This is a genomic window from Nostoc cycadae WK-1, from assembly GCF_002897135.1.
In the GTDB taxonomy this organism is placed as follows: domain Bacteria; phylum Cyanobacteriota; class Cyanobacteriia; order Cyanobacteriales; family Nostocaceae; genus Nostoc_B.
In genome coordinates this window covers 202023-221290 of sequence record NZ_DF978421.1, presented here as the reverse complement: position 1 = coordinate 221290, position 19268 = coordinate 202023, and the positions used below count along the sequence as shown (strand labels likewise).

16 protein-coding genes are annotated in these 19268 nt (G+C 39.6%); 6 read left to right on the top strand and 10 right to left on the bottom strand.

Annotated features, from left to right (window positions below; genetic code table 11):
- Positions 1-169: 169 nt before the first annotated feature.
- The 4 genes from NCWK1_RS00875 to NCWK1_RS00860 form a co-directional block, all read right to left on the bottom strand.
- A complete protein-coding gene (locus NCWK1_RS00875) occupies positions 170-3814 on the bottom strand; it encodes a hypothetical protein (protein WP_103123387.1) in 3645 nt (1214 codons plus the stop codon).
- A 3-nt stretch (positions 3815-3817) separates the two neighbouring features.
- The gene (locus NCWK1_RS00870; RefSeq protein WP_103123386.1) at positions 3818-5344 is read right to left on the bottom strand and encodes a DUF11 domain-containing protein; all 1527 of its coding nucleotides are present in this window, start codon (positions 5342-5344) and stop codon (positions 3818-3820) included.
- A gap of 120 nt (positions 5345-5464) precedes the next feature.
- Positions 5465-6019 carry a DUF11 domain-containing protein gene (locus NCWK1_RS00865; RefSeq protein WP_096582223.1) on the bottom strand — a complete coding sequence of 185 codons (555 nt, stop codon included), beginning with the start codon at positions 6017-6019 and terminating at the stop codon, positions 5465-5467.
- 24 nt (positions 6020-6043) lie between these two features.
- Positions 6044-8593, bottom strand: a complete 2550-nt coding sequence (locus tag NCWK1_RS00860; protein ID WP_103123385.1) for a beta strand repeat-containing protein — start codon at positions 8591-8593, stop codon at positions 6044-6046.
- A 493-nt stretch (positions 8594-9086) separates the two neighbouring features.
- Between NCWK1_RS00860 and thrC the strand changes: the two genes are divergently transcribed.
- Together thrC and NCWK1_RS00850 are read left to right on the top strand one after the other, a co-directional pair.
- The gene (gene thrC, locus NCWK1_RS00855; protein WP_096582227.1) at positions 9087-10391 is read left to right on the top strand and encodes a threonine synthase; all 1305 of its coding nucleotides are present in this window, start codon (positions 9087-9089) and stop codon (positions 10389-10391) included.
- A 67-nt stretch (positions 10392-10458) separates the two neighbouring features.
- The gene (locus NCWK1_RS00850) at positions 10459-10734 is read left to right on the top strand and encodes a MoaD/ThiS family protein (RefSeq protein ID WP_096582229.1); all 276 of its coding nucleotides are present in this window, start codon (positions 10459-10461) and stop codon (positions 10732-10734) included.
- Positions 10735-10910: 176 nt separating this feature from the next.
- Here NCWK1_RS00850 and NCWK1_RS00845 read toward each other — a convergent pair whose 3' ends face one another.
- Together NCWK1_RS00845 and NCWK1_RS00840 are read right to left on the bottom strand one after the other, a co-directional pair.
- Positions 10911-12023 carry a glycosyltransferase family 4 protein gene (locus tag NCWK1_RS00845; RefSeq protein WP_103123384.1) on the bottom strand — a complete coding sequence of 371 codons (1113 nt, stop codon included), beginning with the start codon at positions 12021-12023 and terminating at the stop codon, positions 10911-10913.
- 415 nt (positions 12024-12438) lie between these two features.
- Positions 12439-13026, bottom strand: a complete 588-nt coding sequence (locus NCWK1_RS00840; protein ID WP_096582233.1) for a thioredoxin family protein — start codon at positions 13024-13026, stop codon at positions 12439-12441.
- A 108-nt stretch (positions 13027-13134) separates the two neighbouring features.
- Here NCWK1_RS00840 and NCWK1_RS00835 point away from each other — a divergent pair, with 108 nt between their 5' ends.
- Both NCWK1_RS00835 and NCWK1_RS00830 read left to right on the top strand, forming a co-directional pair.
- Entirely contained in the window at positions 13135-13539 is a 405-nt protein-coding gene (locus NCWK1_RS00835) for an NIL domain-containing protein (RefSeq protein WP_096582235.1), read from the top strand.
- Between the two features lie 384 nt (positions 13540-13923).
- On the top strand, positions 13924-14892 hold the full coding sequence (locus tag NCWK1_RS00830; protein WP_103123383.1) for a CHAD domain-containing protein: 969 nt from the start codon (positions 13924-13926) through the stop codon (positions 14890-14892).
- A 34-nt stretch (positions 14893-14926) separates the two neighbouring features.
- On the opposite strand, the gene NCWK1_RS00825 is transcribed toward NCWK1_RS00830, so the two are convergent.
- The 4 genes from NCWK1_RS00825 to NCWK1_RS00810 all read right to left on the bottom strand — a co-directional run bounded on the left by NCWK1_RS00825 (position 14927) and on the right by NCWK1_RS00810 (position 17456).
- Positions 14927-15568 (bottom strand): hypothetical protein, encoded by a 642-nt coding sequence (locus tag NCWK1_RS00825; protein ID WP_103123382.1) that lies wholly within the window; start codon positions 15566-15568, stop codon positions 14927-14929.
- Positions 15569-15687: 119 nt separating this feature from the next.
- A complete protein-coding gene (locus NCWK1_RS00820; RefSeq protein WP_103123381.1) occupies positions 15688-16353 on the bottom strand; it encodes a glutathione S-transferase family protein in 666 nt (221 codons plus the stop codon).
- Positions 16354-16474: 121 nt separating this feature from the next.
- Positions 16475-16864 (bottom strand): tautomerase family protein, encoded by a 390-nt coding sequence (locus NCWK1_RS00815; RefSeq protein WP_103123380.1) that lies wholly within the window; start codon positions 16862-16864, stop codon positions 16475-16477.
- Positions 16851-17456 (bottom strand): TetR/AcrR family transcriptional regulator, encoded by a 606-nt coding sequence (locus NCWK1_RS00810; RefSeq protein WP_103123379.1) that lies wholly within the window; start codon positions 17454-17456, stop codon positions 16851-16853. Before NCWK1_RS00810 ends, NCWK1_RS00815 begins: the two co-directional genes overlap by 14 nt.
- A gap of 109 nt (positions 17457-17565) precedes the next feature.
- Here NCWK1_RS00810 and NCWK1_RS00805 point away from each other — a divergent pair, with 109 nt between their 5' ends.
- Entirely contained in the window at positions 17566-18420 is an 855-nt protein-coding gene (locus NCWK1_RS00805; RefSeq protein WP_103123378.1) for an oxygenase MpaB family protein, read from the top strand.
- An 87-nt stretch (positions 18421-18507) separates the two neighbouring features.
- On the top strand, positions 18508-19242 hold the full coding sequence (locus tag NCWK1_RS00800) for a DUF1995 family protein (RefSeq protein ID WP_096582251.1): 735 nt from the start codon (positions 18508-18510) through the stop codon (positions 19240-19242).
- Positions 19243-19268: the final 26 nt, after the last annotated feature.

The following is a 19268-nucleotide window of genomic DNA, read 5'->3' as shown; positions in this document are numbered from 1 at the left end:
GCTCCTGATGTCGATTGAATGATCGCGATCGCACCACTAAATTCCCGGTATACTCAGAAATACTATTGGCGAAAAATGACTAACTCATTTACCAAGTCTTTAGCTTTTAGATTTCCCAAAGTCTCGCTAAATCTACCACCAATTAGTTAAAAAGCTAGATTTCCAGGCTCTAACGCTGTGGTGGCGGGATTTTCTGCTGTCCAAAACCTTCAAATAATTCGTTGAGTTTCAACGTTAAACCCAAATAAGGGCCACCAGCAGAACGCACACCGGAAAAATCTCGGTCATCAACTCTCCCAAAAGCATATCCAGCTGCTAAACGCAGGTTAGGCGATAAGTAGTAACCAGTTTCGACAACAAAGCCTGTCTCACTATAATTACCTTGCCCTATCCAACGCGCCTCTCCCACTAAATCCATCTTGTATCCCAAGCGGTATGTAGCTCTCAATTGCCCCAAGTTAACGGTACTAGTACCTACTAAATCGTTGGCTAGGTAAGATGTACTGTTCCGCAAAGCGTATTTACCGTAAAATTCCCATTGCCAGTTGGGTGCATAGATGGTTTCTAGAGCAAAAGTATGGTCTTGAGAGCCTGTACCACTACCTAACAAAATCGTGTCAGGAATCACCGCTGGATTTTCTCGGTATTCATACCGCAGCAAAGCATTAAATTTATCATTGCTGGAGTCACGGTAAGCTAAACCCAATTTCAGGTTCACCGTATCACCCAAGCCTGTGAGTTTTTGATTAGCTGAGTTTGCCTGTTGATAACGTGCTAACGCTGTCAGTGCTGGCGAAATTTTGCCTGTGGCTGCTGCCGAAATTACTGTATTAGAGCCACTAGCAGAAGTCCGATGTTCATAACGCGCACTGGCTTGAAACTCAGGGTTATCACTGTATTCTAAGCCAGCGCTGTAACTATCGCCACTCTCAAACCCAATAGATGAAGCAGCTTGACCGACTGTAAAAGGTTGGGCGTATTGTTGTCCTGCGCCGGTGCGGTTGAAGAAGTTGCCAAATACATGTTCATAAGCCAGATTCAACCGTAAACCAGGAGCGATCGTCCAACGGTTATTTAGGCCAATAGCCCCTTGAGTTGTGAGTTGGTTAGCACCTCCTAAAATTGAGTAACGTGCTGTCAAAGTTGTATCTGTGCCGAGTTTATGTTCACCATTGATGCTTAAACTGGTGATGGCATTGCCACTTTGTTGACCACTACTGTAAAACTGTTGAGCGAGACTGATATTCACGCCAGGGATAGCAGCCCAATTCAAACCCAAGATGGTACGGTCTGGATAAACAGTATCTGCACTGGAAGATAGGGTGAGTTCATTTTGGGCGGCGAAAGTCAGGTTTTTGGCGATTGGCAAGGAAAAACGCGATCGCAATTGATGAGAATCACTCGTTAAAGCATTCACTGGAATCCGATCTTCTCGATGGCGATGAATCCAATCAACGTCAACAGTAGCCTTACCCAAGCGTTGTTGAATCCCAGCGGAAATTGTTGTCAAGGAGTTATCAACTTGACTCCCTGGTGTAGCTTCCGAACGTGGTGCAAATAGTTCTTCAAAAGTATCTAGCGGTTGGGGTGCAATACCAAAATTATCTTCATGGTCATATTGCGCCCGAAAATTAGTTGTTTGTGAGACTCTCGCTGTGACTTGTCCACCATAGCGAGTTTGTCCAGGTACAAAGCTAATGGTGGCATTATTGGCAAAGCCTGTATCAGCAAATCGATAATAAGCACGTCCTTGAATAGCATTGCTAATTTGTCCCTCGGCTTCTAGACGGTAAGCGGCACCACTGACTTTACCAATCACTTCTGAATCATTCATCGAATGAGCATATTCAGCAATTAGCCTGCCATTACTACCTAAAGAAATCAGTGCATCTGCACCATACAGTTGAAAATCCCGTACTCCTTGATTTTCTTGGACGAAAGTCGCACCTAACCAACTTTCTTGGTTCAAGCCGCGGGAAAAATGATATTGTAATCGACCTGCATAAATATTACTGTCAGAATCTTGGCTTTCATATTGATAGCTCACTACAATGCGTCTGGCTAAGACTTGTCCAGTACTATCTATATCTGTACGAAGAATCGGTTCACGAAAAATTAATGTACCGCGATCATAATCAATTTCGTAGTCTGGGCCGCGACTGAGTTGTTTACGCTCCAATACAGTGCCAGGACGATTTAGTTCTTCTAATTCTAGAAAGACATTTTCACTACCAGCGATGACTAACCTTCTAGATAGGAAGTAATAACCACTCGTACCATCAGGTGCAATGGTGTCTCTTTGAAAGCCTTCTAGATTATTGCCATATAAGCCTGTAAATTGCAGATTCCCAAAGTTATAGTTGGCTTTAAACCCATGTAATTGACGAGTGATAGAAGTAAATTGTTGGGATGTTCGGGCAAACTCTTCTGTGTCATAATCACCCCACATCAAATAATCAGGAGCAGCATTGGGAGTTTTAGAAGTACGTTCAAACCGCAAAAATACACTATCAATGGAAGGTGCAACAACATCAGTTCGGGAACTATCACCATAAACAGGATAATTTTGTTCGTTAAATTGGTAGTTTCTAAATAGACGGTTGTCGCAGTTACAATCTTCGTTGAGAGTCCGGGAACTGTTATATGCACCTGTAAATAACCATTCGCCTATTGCACCTGTGGCAAATATCGCTGAGTGAAAATCTAATTGAGTGCTGGTATCTTTGTCAGGACGGACAAAATCTCGAAAACTACTGTAATAATCTGTACCTCTCGCACCTAAACGGACATCGATAACGCCAGTTAATAAACTGGGACGCAAGGCTGTTTCAAATTGCAGTTGGGTAAAAGCTTCTAAATCATTGGCTGCGGCGCGAATACGGACTGTTTGGGCTTTTAAATCAGAACGCAATGTGGCGGTAAACTCCCCAGCTTTCGCTTCTACCTGAAATCCTGGTTCATCAGGTTTGAAGTCCTTCCCGATTAATTCTCCCGCCGTCGGTATCAAAGTCACAACAGCATCGTGGTTAGAGCGATTGCCATTTTCATCTATTAATTCACCACGGATAGTTGCAGTTGAACGTCCATCAGCAGGAATACGAGCTTCTACTGTTTCTAGTGTGAGTTTTTTTGGCGCACTCCGCACTATTATCCTTACTTTTACAGATGATTCTGGTTTTCCAACTTCTTGTGCAGAGATGATATTTTCTCCGGCTTGGAGTGAGACACCATACCATGTCTGTGTGACTAAATTGGTCTGACTATCAGTTTCTGTTTGTCCAACTAATGAAGAATCTACCAATACGCCATTGACGCGCAATTCTATCTGACTACCACTAGGAAATTGCACACTCACGTTAGCCGCAGGAATATCCACAACACTATCAGTAGATGGGTTAAGAATTTTGATGGTTGTATTTTGATTGTCTACAGATGCCGCAATTTTACGTAAGTTTTTAGGAATTTGAATATCAGTTGCAGGTTGAAATGGTTGTATGCCGGTTGTTGTGACAGTAGGCTCAACCGCGGTCAGTTCGTTAATATTTGGCAAGGAACTATCAATCTGATTGTCTTGTAACAAAGGATTTGGCTGAGAAAGTTCATCAACTTCTCTAAATGTATTCACAGAAGTCTGATGCTCTGCTGCGGCTAAGGTAGAAGTAGAGGGAAACTGATTCTGGACACTATTTTCTGTTTGCGGAATGAATGTTTGGGCTTTAACAACAGCCGGATACAAAACAACGCTGATTGCACCTGCTACAGCACCCATCAGCCTGAGATTAAAGGTAGTTACACCGTGTAGTTGAGGTTTCATACTTTATTTACTCCTGCTGGGGGTGACAGCAAAGTTCATTCTGACTAAGCCGCCAGGTTCTAGACGCACCCAGCGAGATTGCGTATTGCGTTCGCGGAATTTGCGGTTGGGAGCTAAGGTATAGTCAGGAATACTGCTGAGGTCGAGTACTCCTGTATGGCTGCCTGGCAAAACATTGGCGACAGAAAACAAGCCATTGGGATCTGTGGTGATGCGATTACCGTTTTCCAGAAAAATTACAGCATTGGGAATTCCTGGTTCACCATTTTGCTGTTCACCGTCAAAGTTTTTATCTTCAAATACACGACCGATAATTGTGCCGCAGTCAGCAACAATCCCCGGTCGAATGACTAATTGGTGCGTTGCTGGGCCATCCTTGGCTGCTAGGCTATTGTCAGTTCTGAGTACACGCGCGATCGCACTATTGCGACCAGTCCCCCGCACTGCATCAGGTGTGAGTTGGGCAGCGTAGGCAATATTCACCACTTTTTGAGATGGAATTGTCACATCTGTGCGGAAGATAACTGTATTACCATTGCGCTCTGTGGTAATGTTAACTGCTTGACCATCCAACTCACCGCGTACAGATTTGTTAATGAAATGAAAGCCTAAAGGCAAGTTATCAGTAACAACTAAGTTATTTAAACCAGAATCAGATAAGTTTTTCACAGATATGCGGTAAATAACTGTATCCCCTGGTTCCGCCGTGGCGCGATCGCCTGTTTTAATAATCTGTAATTGCTGTGCTGTACATAAATTAGCTGTAAATGCCAAAGCTAATAAACTACGTTGGTTAACTTCTGCATTCGCAACCATAACTAATGTGTCTTCAACTCTGGTTGCACCTGTACTATTCAAAGGTTCTCCATCCAAAGAAGCTGCTACATATTTAACATTGTTTTTATTAGTGCTATCAACACCAGTAATCTGAATTTTAATTCGCCGTTGTTGGTAACTGGAATTTTGTGGTGGATTGACTACCAAAATGTAAGTTTTACCAACCTCAGTTTGACCTCTATTTGGATCAAGCAGCAGATTGTAAACACCTGCTGGACTATTTCTCAAGAAAAAAGGATTAGAATTTTCAATATTTGGGGTTTGTCCACCAGGCAGATTATTATTTGGAACATCCGGTAACTCTGTGCGAATTAAAGATACTATTTTGCCTAATTCTGTACCTGTTGGATCAGTAATGTCAGCTTCATATAAACCTACTGAGAAACCTGTATAGTCAGACAATGTTGTGCCAGCACAACCTAAAATTCTGCCTGATTTGCTACTGGAAATAATAATATCAGTTAATAGTTGCAGTTCACTAGAAATTCCTTGATATTTCTTATTATTACTTGAATCTGTATAAGTGTAACCAGCTTGGTTAACAATATTATTACTTGCTTGTTGTGCCGTTGCTTTGAAAGGTAAATTGGTAGATAAGAAACTAATTGCCACAATAATGCTAGACAATTTATGTTGCCATTTACTACTAAAAATAATCTGTTTTTGCTTTTTTGCAATACTGACTAACTTCATTTGTTTGAAATGCCATTTTTAGTAGATGGATTTACATTCTAAAAATTAATATTTGAGTTGTAAAGGCTAAATAATAAAAAAGTGATGAATTATCCAAATTAATTTTTTTTGATTTATTGTTTAACGTACCTGCGTTTGATAGGTGACTTTGAGTGTAGTTTTGGCTGCGATTACTGGGCTATAAAAGCGAATATGTGTATAAGCCTTGGCTGGTGCAGGTTGAGTTGAGATATTGCCGTTAGGCAAAGTAACTTTAATTGTGGGGTTTTCTACAAAACTGCGTCCGCCATCAATGCTGTAGCTAATTTTGGCATTACCAGTAAAATTAGCTGATTTCAAAACATAAATCATTCCTTTGGCAATAGGTTGATTGAGATTTAAATTTTTTAGCGGGCGATCGCTTGTATTTTCACCAGTCAAGGTATAGCGTAATATATCTCCTGGTTTGACAGTTGCTTTATCATTCAAAGCTTGCCATGTTATTTTTGGCTTGCTTTGTTCATCCTTAATTAATACTTGCTTTTCTGCTGCTAAAACTAACTTTAAAGCCTGTTGTTTTGTAGGGTTTTGGGCAACTGCTCTGTTAGTTTGCCAAGCATATGGTAAATTACTGATAAATGAGGCTGTAGTCAACAATAAACTTGCCCCTATTCCCGTCATTAAAATTTGTTTCATTGTAGTCACCCTGATCAATTACTATTAGTTAACTTTGCGTTGAAAGGTAAAGGTTCCCGTCGTACCAGGAGGAACATTACTATTAACGGTGTCTACATATTTAGTGACATCAGTAGTCACAGTAGTACCGCTAGTTGTGTTAGTAGCAGAAGTAGTAGCAGGATTACCACTAAAGAATGTTATTGTTCCGCCAGAATCTTGCGCTGATCCAGAAATATGGCTAGTATCAATTGCAGCGTTGCCATCATTATCTTTTGCCCAATTATTCGGAGTTACAGTGCCATCTTCTGTAATCACCACTTGGGAAGCATTCAAAATGACATTATTGCTACCACTCGCAGGCTGTTGTTCAGAAATATTTTTGTACTGAATCACGTACTCAATAATGTTTCCTGGTGCTGGTTTTTTTGGTGTTGTACTCAAAGTCCCATCAGTACCTTGAACGGCTGGGCCAGTTCCTTGTAAAACTCGTGACTGTTTGATTAGTTGCAAGAAACCAGTGTAGACGCGATTAATTGTGATGTTTGTCGCTCGCTCATCGACTGCCAAACCATCACCATCAGTGTCTATAAATGCTGTAATTGGTACAGGGAAACCGTGTTCAATACCAGGATCGGTGGAAAGTGGAGTATCTGTAGGTAAGTTAATAGTGACAGTATAGTTAGCCGTTCCATTTGATGTTACTCCATCAATGCGTACAGGATTTGTGGAACTAACTGGGTTTCCTCCTACAATACCAGTGCCGCTTATAAACGTAAATACACCGTTATTGTATTTATAAGTAGCAGATGTTGTACCATTGTTAGCAGATATAGTCACAACTGTATCGTTAGGCAAGTCATTTGGGTTAGCTGGTAGTGTAGGTAATAAAGAGATATTGGCTGGTTGATTTCCTGTATTCCTAATGGTGTTAGTAAAAGTCACAGGGTCTGGATCAAATGTTGAACCTGGAGTTGTATTAGCAGGAACATCAGAAGATTTATTAGTGAAGTCATCATTGTTATTACTCGGCCCTACTGCTTCCGGAGAACCGTTAGGCCCATTGAGCAGTAAAACAGCATCGAGTGTGAATACGTTGGCTTCACCGCCAGAGTTGGCAGTTGTGTTATTACTATCACCAGTATTATTGCCAGCAGTATCAGTTCCCGTTGTTTCTAAATCAGTTTGGTTATTGATATAACCATCAGGTACAGTGGGTGGTAACTGATCTGGTACACCATCTCCATTCGTGTCTGTGTTTGATGGGGGTGTCATGTTACCGGAAATTCCATTAAAGTTACTGGGATTTTGATCACCAGACTCATCTAACACAGGCGCATCTGTTTCTGGCGTTTTACCAAATACTTGGGCGATGTTGGCTATGGTGAGAGGTGGAGTCTCTCCGTTTTTAACTTTTAGCTGGATGGAGAATGAAGTTAATTGTGCATCAGCCGCAGCAAGGTAAGTGACTGGATTACCATCTGTAGTGGGTTTAATAAAACCAACACGAGTGACTGTAGATAAAGTAGGTGCTGTAGTTGTCCAAGTGGCTGCATTTGCTGATGTGCTGACAGCCGTAGTGGAATAAACGACAGTCCATCCACTGGGCGCAGTTGGTGCAACTGCTAGTTGTGTCCCAGGCGGAATAGCATCGGAAACTAAGATATTTTTACCCGCCAGACCAGGTACATCAGAACCAGCTAAAGCTGAAGGAGTGATGTTTTGTCCTGTATTGTCAGTAGACCTAACTTGCAAACTTAAGTTGTAGTTGATGGTATCGTCTGTTATATCTCCAAAAGTATTTTTATTGTCATAAGTACCACGCGTTTTGAAGATGGTAGCTAACGAATAATTTTTCGGATTAATGGTAATGCTGGCGGATGCACTGCCTTCTACTACACCGTTGGCAGGCGTACCTGTTACTTCTTCCGGTGTACCATCTGCATTATCTACTGTGTAAATATCTCTAGCATCATTAACTGACCCGGTACGAGGTGAGTTTGTTGCGGTGTCAGCAGGGTTAGTTTCTCCTAGAGTAACTTTGATGGTTTGACCTGATGTTACACTGGAATTGACTGTGACTGGTACTCGTACCTGTATAGTTCCGTTGACAGGGATGGAAGGTGTAGTGAAGCCACCATTGGGAACATTTGTCCATGTTGTGCCACCGTCGGTACTATATTGTATTGTGCTTTGTGTACCAGGGCCTGTAATACCAGATTGGGTGGGAATTTGGAACTTAGTTGGGTCGTTACCAACATTAGTGATTGTAAAAGGAAAATATATGATATCGCCTGTTTGGACACTTCCACCGTTGCTATCTTCAGGTGTACCAGCAACAACAGATATCCCCGCTACTTCCGCTATGGTAACAGTTACGGTGTTAGAAGTACTGTTAATTGGTACATTGGGATTATTAGGGTCTTCGTAGGTGGCTGTCGCTTGGTTGTCAATAGTTGAACCAGCTGCGGTTGGCGTAGTTTGAGCTAACCCTGGGGAGACCAAAAAAAACCCGTTAGCTAAAAATACTGTTACCACTAAAGTATTGCGAAATATGCAGTTTTTAGGCTTTTTAATTTGATAACGAGATTTCATTGGGTGTAGTCGCTAAATACGGTGCAATCTGGTTAATTTCGGTGAGAGTCGATATAAATGCTGGAATTGAATTATTCAATTCTGAATGTGATGTAATCCTAATTTGTTATGAGTTACAGATTTTACTTAGATTCCGTCTAATTTACCGACACTTTGGCTATTACTGGTTACACCAATGTTGCGTAACAATAACAACCTTAAATCAAGCCTCTGGAATTAAAAAACAGTCGAAATACTGGTATACCAAAAATTCATACTCAAAGGTATCCAGTATTTTTTACTAAGTCATAATTAAGACAAATCCAATTTTTTATACTTCGTTGATATGGCAATATCGTAATACTGAGTGTTCATCAACAAGTTTTTGCTTGCTCAAGAAATTTGTAGATAGCTCAAGCATATCCGACTATTTTTATCGGGTATGTTTGACTGGTATTTTTACTCGTGATACTATCAAGCGACAGTTGATGGACAAACAGGGAAAGCGATCGCTATGACTCAGGCAACCTCCACACACACCCAAACAACCACAGCCACCTTAGAAGCTTTGAAGTGTAAGGAATGTGGCGCGGAATACGAACTCAAAGCCAGTCATGTTTGTGAGTTTTGCTTTGGGCCGTTGGAAGTGAAATATAACTATGACAATATCCGCCTGAGTGTGAGCCGCGAAAAAATTCAAGCCGGGCCAAATTCAATTTGGCGCTATCGTGAATTTTTACCTGTTGCAACTGACAATGTAATTGACGTGGGAACTGGGATGACTCCTTTGGTGCGTTCCCAACGTTTGGCGCGTCGCCTGGGTCTCAACAAGCTTTACATTAAAAATGATGCCGTCAACATGCCCACCCTCAGCTTCAAGGATCGGGTGGTATCTGTGGCGCTGTCTCGCGCACGAGAGTTAGGTTTTACTACAGTATCTTGTGCCAGCACTGGCAACCTAGCAAATTCTACAGCTGCGATCGCAGCCCATGCAGGTTTAGACTGCTGCGTTTTCATCCCCTCCGACTTAGAAGCAGGTAAAGTCTTAGGCAGCTTGATTTACAGTCCTACTCTTATGGCTGTCAAAGGCAACTATGATCAAGTAAACCGCCTGTGTTCGGAAGTTGCAAACACACATGGTTGGGGCTTTGTGAACATCAATCTGCGCCCTTATTATTCTGAAGGTTCCAAAACTCTTGGCTTTGAAGTTGCAGAACAACTCGGTTGGGAACTCCCAGATCATATAGTTGCGCCTTTGGCTTCTGGTTCGCTGTTTACCAAAATCTATAAAGGCTTCAAAGAATTTGTAGAAGTTGGTTTGGTAGAAGGTAAAAATGTTCGCTTCAGCGGCGCGCAAGCTGAAGGTTGTTCTCCCATCGCCCAAGCATTTAGAGAAGACCGCGACTTCATTAAACCTGTGAAACCAAATACAATTGCTAAATCGATCGCAATTGGTAATCCCGCAGATGGTGTATATGCTGTGGAAATTGCTAAGAAGACAGGCGGTAATATAGAATCAGTCACTGATGCAGAAATTATTGAAGGCATCAAGCTGTTGGCAGAAACCGAAGGTATATTTACAGAAACAGCTGGTGGTACAACCGTAGCCGTGCTGAAAAAATTGGTAGAAGCTGGCAAAATTGATCCAGATGAAACTACTGTGGTTTATATCACTGGGAATGGTTTGAAAACCCAAGAAGCAGTTCAAGGCTACGTTGGCGAACCGTTGACAATTGATGCCAAACTCGATAGCTTTGAACGTGCGCTAGAACGTTCTCGCACCCTTGACCGCTTAGAATGGCAACAAGTTCTAGTCTAAAGTTATCAAGGGTAAAAGCTGAAAAGCTTGATTTCACACTTCACACTTCACACTTCACACTTCAAATATGGCTGTTACTGTTTTAGTCCCTACTGCTCTCCAAAAGTTCACAGATAATCAAGCTGTCATAGAATGCAGTGGTAATAATATTTCTGAGTTGTTCGATTCTCTAGAAACCAACTGTCCTGGTATCAAATCTCGCTTGTGTGATGAACAAGGACAACCACGACGTTTTTTAAATTTGTATGTAAATAGTGAAGATATTCGCTTTTTAGATGGAACAGAGACACCATTAAAAGATGGTGACGAAGTGAGTATTGTCCCCGCTGTTGCAGGCGGTTAAGTCAATAACATCTAGGATTGCCAAATAAGATGTCTTTAATAAAATAGCGAAAAACTATTTTCAATCATTCCTTGTTTATCCAAAGCTTTTGTTGAAACCAGTAGAATACCTTCAGGTATTCTACTGGTTTATTTGTATTGGTGTAAAAGATAACTGAAAATTTTATTCCCAAAGTCTTAAGTTGATTGACTGACTATTTGACAAACTTCTAATATTTTCTCAGCAGAGGTTTCCCAATTAAATAATTTAACTCTCTCTTGCCCTGCTATTTTTAGCTTTTGTCTTAAATCAGAGTCAGTTAGTCCTTTAACAATACCATCCGCTATACTTTCCACAGAATGAGGCTCAATATATAAAGCAGCATCTCCACACACCTCTGGTATGGATGCTACACCCGAAGCTATAACAGGAACACCATAAGACATAGCTTCTAGAGGTGGTATACCGAAACCTTCATAAAGCGAGGGGTAAACAAACAAATCAGCATTTTTATAAATTATTGCTAATTCTGTATCCGAAAGATTCTCTCTTAAAACTATTTTTTCTGACAAACCCAGTTCGGAAATTTGGGCTTTAATTTGTGGAGTAAATCGTGCTATTGATTTACCAACAATGACCAGTTTATGAGGAATATTATGATGAATTGCCTGATAAGCTGTGAATAATTTGGGTAAGTTTTTATAAGGATAATGAGTGCTACAAACATAAAGTATATAAGGCTCTTGTTTGTAGCTACAATCTTCTGATTTAATTTCTTTAAAGGTAAATCCTATAGGAATGACAAAGATTTTTTCATGTGAAATATTACAGAATTTTAGAATATCTCTTTTGGTATTTTCTGATTCTGTAATAATAGCTTTGGCATTTTTAATTGCTGGGATATAAAGATATTTCCAAAGAGTTGAAGTTGCCTTAAAATCTTCTTGCCACATTAAAGGAATCAAGTCATGAACAGTAATTACTTGAGGTATTTTACGTGTCCAGAGTAAAGATTCATAATTGAAAGGACAGTATAAAGTATCAACTTTTTCCTGGATTAGTTGATGTTCTAAGGTTACTTGTTGGTATAGCCAAGTAGCTATTTTTTTTGTAGGAGATGATTGCCAAAATGGATTTTCTGTATAGTTAATGAATAAGCCTTCTAGTTCAGAAAATACCTGCGGACTTGCTGTAAATATTTTGAGATCAGGATTTTGTTTATACAAAACAGGAATTAAGTTAGTAGCAAAAGTATAAGCACTACCACTTTTTATTTTAGTTGGAGGAGAAAATTTGATTCCTAATCGCATATTTTTACAAGGTATTTTTGACAAAATTTAAGTTTTTAAACCCAAGCAAATAAGGTGAGGAAACACATCAATTAGTTGATTAAACAAAGATTATAGTACTATTGCTGTATTTAAGACTAGATATATACAACAAGTAAAAAATAATTTTAAAATCACCTAAAAACTAGGTAGAAATGAAAACAAGCAAATATGCTGATAATAACAATGCAAAAACTATAGAGATGCCTGCAATCACAAGCACCTCTATAGTGAAAAGTTAAATATGCTCAAATAATGTTGATTTGTTGCTGGTGAGAATCTAGGCGAACAAAACAGGAAGAGTTTTGTTGAGCAAATTATTAACACATTTTAATTATTATGTAAATTGAATTTGCTAATAGTCTCACACTATTTTTCAAAATTTAGATGAACACAACTAGTTGACTACTTGACTACCATGACTGCGAGGATCATCTTGGCCTTTTGGTGCAATGGGTGTGGAAACTTTAGAAGTTTTACCATTTGCCTGGGCATAAGGTAAAGGTGTACCAGCCACTAATGCTTCGATATTATTGCCCATAATAGTACGGGGTATATCACCGATCGCCTGGGCTATGCTTTCTCCACCTTTAGTTAAGAAGACAAAATGGGGAATGCCATCTACACGATATTTCAACATTTCTGGCAACCACTTGTTATTATCTACGTTCAGCATGACAAAATTAGCTTGATCGGCATACTGCTGTTCTAGTTGTGCCATGTCTGGTGCCATTTTTTGGCAGACAGTACACCAGTCAGCGTAAAACTCAACTATGGATGGTTTACCGTTACTCAACGCAACATCTAGAGGGGTAGAGTTTTTACCCAACTCTGAAACGGAAATGGAATTACTTTCAGTTCTTAACCCTAAGAAGAGGGCAACGCTAAGGGCGATCGCTACTATTACAATTAAGAAGTTTCTCAAACGCGCCCCAAATTTAGATTCCGGCTTGGCGGGAGAATTAACGGGTGTTTCTGTCGTCATAGCAAATTTATTTATACTGATTAACTATTGCCACTATGCTAGTTTATCGCTTTCTCTTTGTATGTCCGCTTCAGCTTGCTTAAACCTCGACAAGTCTCTGTTAAACCTATGAAAAAACGAGTTACCCTAACATTTCCCAAACGTGCCATTCAAATGCCTGTAACTTATGTACTGGCAAAAGATTTTAATGTAGCTGCCAATATTATCCGCGCCCAAGTTGCCCCCAATCAAATTGGTAAACTGGTGGTAGAACTATCGGGAGATATTGATCAGTTAGATGCAGCAATTGAATGGATGCGATCGCGCCATATTGGTGTGTCTTCGAGTTTAGGAGAAATTGCTATTGATGAAGATATATGTGTTGACTGTGGTTTGTGTACTGGAGTATGTCCCACAGAAGCACTGAGTTTGCACCCAGAGACATATAAGTTAACATTCACGCGATCGCGCTGTATTGTCTGTGAACAGTGTATTCCGACTTGTCCTGTACAAGCGATTTCTACCAACCTTTAAGCTAATGAGAATATCATCATCCCAAATCTCATATTAAATATCTCATAAAATTTTTAGTCATTTATTCCTGATGACATAGCAAGTTATCTTGCTGTGACATTCATTTTTATTGATTAAGTAAATTAAACTGCAAATTTAAGTCTTGAGGTTGTTGACAGCAGAATAATAAATTTTTATATGTAGTTAAAATTATTCCTAATAGCTAATATTTCAATTTTGAGGCAAGTTTTAATTATATTCTGTTACAAATAATCAATATCTAATGTTAACATAAACACCTATTGTCATAACTGTAAGTTTAAAAAGCATATCAAAAGATAGATATACATTTTTAACTAATGCTATTATGCAATAATCCAACTCAGTATCTAATTGCTATTAATTATGAAAATAGCTACAAAACCCACAGTAAAAACTCTAGGAGAATACGCTTACCAAGCGATTCAAAAGTATTTTAGTAAAACTTTAAAATACGAAAAAACTGTTAAAAAAGATGAAGACCCCGAAGCGCTACACCAAATGCGTGTTGGGATGCGCCGCCTCCGCACCGCAGTTAGTAGATTTGATTTAGTACTCAATTTGCCAAAGCCAGCCAGTGATAAAAACATTGGCAAAATTGCTCGTCGTCTTGGTAGCTTACGGGACTTAGATGTACTCAAAGAAAATTTAGAGAATCTCTACCAACCAAAGCTACCAAATAAAGAAAATAAATCTCTCCATAAAGTATTTAATGCTTTAGCAGAACAGCGAGAAGCTGCATTAGCTGATGTGTTGAATACACTCAAAGATGATCCATATAAATCTTTCAAGCAAACCTTAGAAGAATGGTTAGAAAAGCCTAGCCATCAATCTTTAGCATCTCTGCCAATTCAGCAAGTACTACCAGATTTACTGTTACCTGAAGTTAGTATTTTCTTTCTACATCCAGGATGGCTAGTGGGAACTCAAATTGTCGAGTCGGAAGTGCAGATTCGCAGTGATTGGAAAGCCGAAAAAATAGAACAACATTTAACTAGTAAAGGTGATACCATTCATGACTTACGCAAACAAGCAAAACGTATGCGTTATCAAATGGAGTTATTTGCTGACTTATATCCTGAATCTTACGCAACTTATCTTGCAGAGATCAAAAGCATACAAGACATTTTAGGGAGCATTCAAGACAGTGTAGTCATGGGTGAGTGGCTGACAGATATATTTAAGTCAGAATTTAATACTCATCTGCCCACACTTGCGAATTTATTAGCAGAAAATCGTTACCAATTATGGCATCAGTGGCAACCATTACAAGAAAAATATTTGATGGTTGAAAATCGGCATAATTTTCGTTTAGCTATCTTGCAATCAGTTTAAAATTTTCCAGTTATTTTGCTGTAGTTTTCTGACATTAACGAGGAGTTAAACTAATAGGAGCCTCAAGGGATAAGACATAAACACTGCTTTGAGGAATTTGCACAATCCGGGTATTTTCTGCGGAACGCAAGCCTGTTAGTAATCCCACAGCACTTCCTAACATGGCTCCTCGATCAAATTGCTCAGGATCTCCTTGGCTTAAAAAGCCTAAAGTACTACCGCCAATTCGCCCCCAAACAGAACCATTTTCAACTGCTTTATCATTAGCTCGCTTATGAGTAATGGTAGTACCAGGAATAACTTGACTAGCGGCTTTAATTGTGACAATTCGTCCGTTAATTACTAGAGACTGTGCCACAATTTTTGCTCCCCCTTCTTTTGGTTGTAAAACTATACTTACAGGGGTATTTTCAGGAGCGAGAGTATTACCTTGAGCATCTTTAATTGCACTAGCTAAAGGAAGAGTTAGAGGATAATCTTTCTTATTTCCCACATCTACGGTAACAGTAGCAGGAAAAGAAACGATAATTGCCGTATCTTGGGGAATGGTGATTTCGGAACTGACTGCTTGTGCTTGAGCTTCTACAGTCGCGGCTTGTTGAGCATGAGCAGGTGATATGAGTGCGCCAAACAAAGACAGAGAACAAGCAAGGCTCAATAAAATATGTGTTTTCATAACCGTTTTCCTTTTGGTGTGAGTGTTTCATCCCTCCACTCAATCAATAGGTGTGGGGTTATGAGTTTATGCAGCCTGTCAGACTAGCCTTACAAAATAGCGATCGCATCTCCAAATCATTACTTTCCCTGATTTAACTTGCGCCTACGCAACTTTACCAAAATTCTGACTCGCCGCTTGAACTGTTCAAAGTCATCAGCACTCAATTTTGTTTTCTGCCAGACTGGACGTTGCATCAGTCGCTCAGTCCATTCATTTATTTTGGGATAATGATTCAAGTTAATGCCTAAACTTGGTAAAGAAGGTACAGCAGTACCAGCAACAATATCTGCTAAAGTTAACTGTTCACTGCCAAAGTAGAGAGAATTATCTAATACCTTTGTCAAAAATAACAGCACTTTATCTATATGCTGTTTGGCTTGAAGAAATTGCGGTGAGTCTGCATTTTCATAAATTAATGAGACTATTTGGGGAAATAATTCATTAGCCGTCACATACTGCACCATTCGCACTTTTGCTAAAGCTTGCGGCTCTTTAGGTAGCAGTGAAGGTGTCGGATACTTTGCTTCTAAATAGTCCATAATTGCTAGGGATTCGACTATTTGGAAACCATCATCAACTAGCACGGGAATATGATGAAAAGGATTAACGGTTAAAAATTCTGCTTGTAATTGATCGCCATCTAAATTCATCAATATCGACTCAAAAGCAATTTCTTTTTCTAGCAAAGTTAGCCATACACGCCGCGCATTAGGTGAAATAGGATTGTAGTAAAACTTCAACATAACTCAATATTTCTCGCAATAAAAGACCGAGCGGTTTGTAATCAAGCAAAAAAATTTAATAATTATCTACATTGGATAATTATTTGGGGATTAAATCTTGATTTATCACTTAAAAATCAATTTAAACTTCTACTTTGTAATTCAAATTTAATTCGTCTCCGGTTGTACCTCTAATTCCCCAGTTAGATTTTGGTGTTTCAAAAAGGGTGATTTCAATGTCGTTAACAAAAATACCAAATGTTTCATGGATATCTTTAATTAACTTCCGAATTAGCTCTTTTTTAGTTTCTAACGAACGTCCTTCAAACATGATAATTTCGATGACTAGATAATTATCTGACCTGTCGTTAGGATAGTAAAAGTTTTCTGATTCTAAGGGAAAAAATCGCTGAAACCTTTTTTCAGGGGTAACTTTGATAATTTCAATCAGGCAGGTATGAATAATATTAGATAAATCAGATTTAATGGGATTAAGTTTATCTGCCAAACCATATATTTTAATTTGTACCATAGCTTTTAAGATTAGTATTTATATACTGTTTTAAGTGATTAATTACCCTTTGTATGTGAATTATATCGTCGTATAATTTGCTCATCATTATCGCTCCTTCTAAAGTGGCAATCATAATAGTTGCGACTTCATCAGCATTTACTTCAGGGCGAATTTCACTTCTATCAATTCCTTTGGTAATAATTTGAGTAATTAAGTTACGCCAAGAATTCATTGCTTGTTGCGCCCGATCGCGCAATGCTGGATGAGCATCATCACTCTCAATCGCTGTATTCAGCAGTGGACAACCACCTTTAATTGGTGGATGCTCGACAAAGCTGCTAAATACTTCCATAATCGCTTCCAGGCGGTCAATTGCATCATGTTTACTGCGAACTGCGGCTCTTGTCCGCTGACTAACAAGGGCGATCGCAAAATCAAAGGCTTGGAGTGCTAATTCATCTTTGCTAGAAAAGTGATTGTAAATTCCTCCTTTCTGCAATCCGGTAACACGCATAATATCCGAGATCGACGAACCCGCATATCCCTGTTGGTTAAACAGTTCCGCCGCTTGTTGGAGAATTTTAGTCTTTGTTTCTTCGCCTTTAGACATAAAAGCATTACCGACCAGTTGGTCTGATTAAAAATAACATGATAAATAGTGAGAAATCAATCTCAACAGAGATGATTAACAATAAATACAGTTATCGTAATTGATCAAGATGCTTCCCAACCGTTATCAAAACCTGAATCTGATTCAGCAACTTGACCCAGTAAAAGACCATAGCCAGATATATCACCTGATGTCGGGTTATGAATTTTCTTGGGAAATGCAGCGATCGCTCGAAATAGCCTTAATGCGAACATACTGCGTTCCTAGTATGTCTAAATTACTCGATAAGACCAAAGAATTTTATCAGCGCCCGCAAAAACGCTATGATGACACATCGATTTTGCTAGTAGAAATTGTCAAGTGGGGTTATGAGAGCGATCGCGGTAAACAAGCATTACAACGGATGAATGCTATTCACGGACGTTTTAAGATTGATAACGCCGATTTTTTATATGTACTTTCGACCTTTATTTACGATCCTATCCACTGGAATGCTAATTTTGGTTGGCGGTTGATGTGCGAACAAGAAAAATTAGCTTGCTTTTATTTTTGGCGGGAAGTAGGTAAACAGATGCAGATTCAAAATATTCCTGAAACCTACGCAGAGTTTGAACACTATAAACTAGACTACGAACGCGAAAATTTTCGCTATTCCGACACAAACCGGCGTGTTGGAGAAGCAACTCTAGGTTTATTTTTGAGTTGGTTTCCTCGATGGATGGAAAAACCCTTAAAACCAATCATCTATGCTTTACTTGATGAGACAATGCTTGATGCTTTTGGTTTTGAACACCCTTCACCATTGTTGCGCTCTAGTATAGTGCGACTGCTGAAATTCCGCGCCAGATTAATGCACTTGCTCCCGCCTCGAAGTCAGACTAATTTTTATATTGATTCTCCCATCCCCAGTTATCCCAATGGTTACGAGATAGCTAATGTAGGGCCAGATGACAAAGGTAAGTGAGGTTTATGGTTGAACAAGCGATCGCTGGGCAGTAAAACTGTAAAAATTAAGCATTGGTGATGCAATTTCTCAGACTCGATATCAACTATGACTCAACTTCCTGATACTCTTGAAGATGCGATCGCTCAAGCTCGTGAAGCTACAAAAGCCGCTTTAGCAGACGGTTACACCCGTGTGCAAGTTGATTTGCTGTTCCCTGAACTCAAACAAATGCCTGTAGCGGAACAATTTCTGCCATTATTTGCTGAATACGAGTCACGGTTGAAAGTGTTCTTTGCTGATGCTGGTGGTGCAGCCTTAGCTCGTCGTGATTGGGTAGATGCAGCATTTCAAATTCTGGATATTGGTACAGGTAGGGCTGCCTCTATTCAATCTAAAATTCAACCAGAAGACGAAATTTTCTTATTTGTTTCCCCCAGTGCTGTAGAAATTCCCCAACTGGAAAAAGTTTGTGAAATTATTGGCGATCGCCCTTTGGTGATGTTGAACCCACGCCTAGAAGATTCTGGTACTGTGGGTATTGGTTACGCTGCTAGACAAATTCGGGAGCGTTTTCTCAATACCATTGAATCTTGTTATTACTTGCGTCCAGTAGATGAAAACACCGCCGTCTTTCGCTGCTATCCCGGACAATGGGAAGTTTTAGTCCAAAAAGGCGAAACTTGGGAAAAAATTGCCGAACTACCCAAAAAACCATCGGGTGATGATATAGATTATCTGCTGATGCAAGGACAAGGGCAAACATCAACTGACGCTACACCCATGAAAAAACCCAGTATGTTTAAGAGTTTACAACGATTTATCAAGGCTTTGAGTAGCTAGTTATACCATTACGAAAGTCAGATAGG

Bases quoted from the DNA above. Each gene is read 5' to 3' on its own strand.
- NCWK1_RS00875 (WP_103123387.1), bottom strand. From the start codon at position 3,814: ATGAAACCTCAACTACACGGTGTAACTACCTTTAATCTCAGGCTGATG.
- NCWK1_RS00870 (WP_103123386.1), bottom strand. From the start codon at position 5,344: ATGAAGTTAGTCAGTATTGCAAAAAAGCAAAAACAGATTATTTTTAGT.
- NCWK1_RS00865 (WP_096582223.1), bottom strand. From the start codon at position 6,019: ATGAAACAAATTTTAATGACGGGAATAGGGGCAAGTTTATTGTTGACT.
- NCWK1_RS00860 (WP_103123385.1), bottom strand. From the start codon at position 8,593: ATGAAATCTCGTTATCAAATTAAAAAGCCTAAAAACTGCATATTTCGC.
- thrC (WP_096582227.1), top strand. From the start codon at position 9,087: ATGACTCAGGCAACCTCCACACACACCCAAACAACCACAGCCACCTTA.
- NCWK1_RS00850 (WP_096582229.1), top strand. From the start codon at position 10,459: ATGGCTGTTACTGTTTTAGTCCCTACTGCTCTCCAAAAGTTCACAGAT.
- NCWK1_RS00845 (WP_103123384.1), bottom strand. From the start codon at position 12,023: ATGCGATTAGGAATCAAATTTTCTCCTCCAACTAAAATAAAAAGTGGT.
- NCWK1_RS00840 (WP_096582233.1), bottom strand. From the start codon at position 13,026: ATGACGACAGAAACACCCGTTAATTCTCCCGCCAAGCCGGAATCTAAA.
- NCWK1_RS00835 (WP_096582235.1), top strand. From the start codon at position 13,135: ATGAAAAAACGAGTTACCCTAACATTTCCCAAACGTGCCATTCAAATG.
- NCWK1_RS00830 (WP_103123383.1), top strand. From the start codon at position 13,924: ATGAAAATAGCTACAAAACCCACAGTAAAAACTCTAGGAGAATACGCT.
- NCWK1_RS00825 (WP_103123382.1), bottom strand. From the start codon at position 15,568: ATGAAAACACATATTTTATTGAGCCTTGCTTGTTCTCTGTCTTTGTTT.
- NCWK1_RS00820 (WP_103123381.1), bottom strand. From the start codon at position 16,353: ATGTTGAAGTTTTACTACAATCCTATTTCACCTAATGCGCGGCGTGTA.
- NCWK1_RS00815 (WP_103123380.1), bottom strand. From the start codon at position 16,864: ATGGTACAAATTAAAATATATGGTTTGGCAGATAAACTTAATCCCATT.
- NCWK1_RS00810 (WP_103123379.1), bottom strand. From the start codon at position 17,456: ATGTCTAAAGGCGAAGAAACAAAGACTAAAATTCTCCAACAAGCGGCG.
- NCWK1_RS00805 (WP_103123378.1), top strand. From the start codon at position 17,566: ATGCTTCCCAACCGTTATCAAAACCTGAATCTGATTCAGCAACTTGAC.
- NCWK1_RS00800 (WP_096582251.1), top strand. From the start codon at position 18,508: ATGACTCAACTTCCTGATACTCTTGAAGATGCGATCGCTCAAGCTCGT.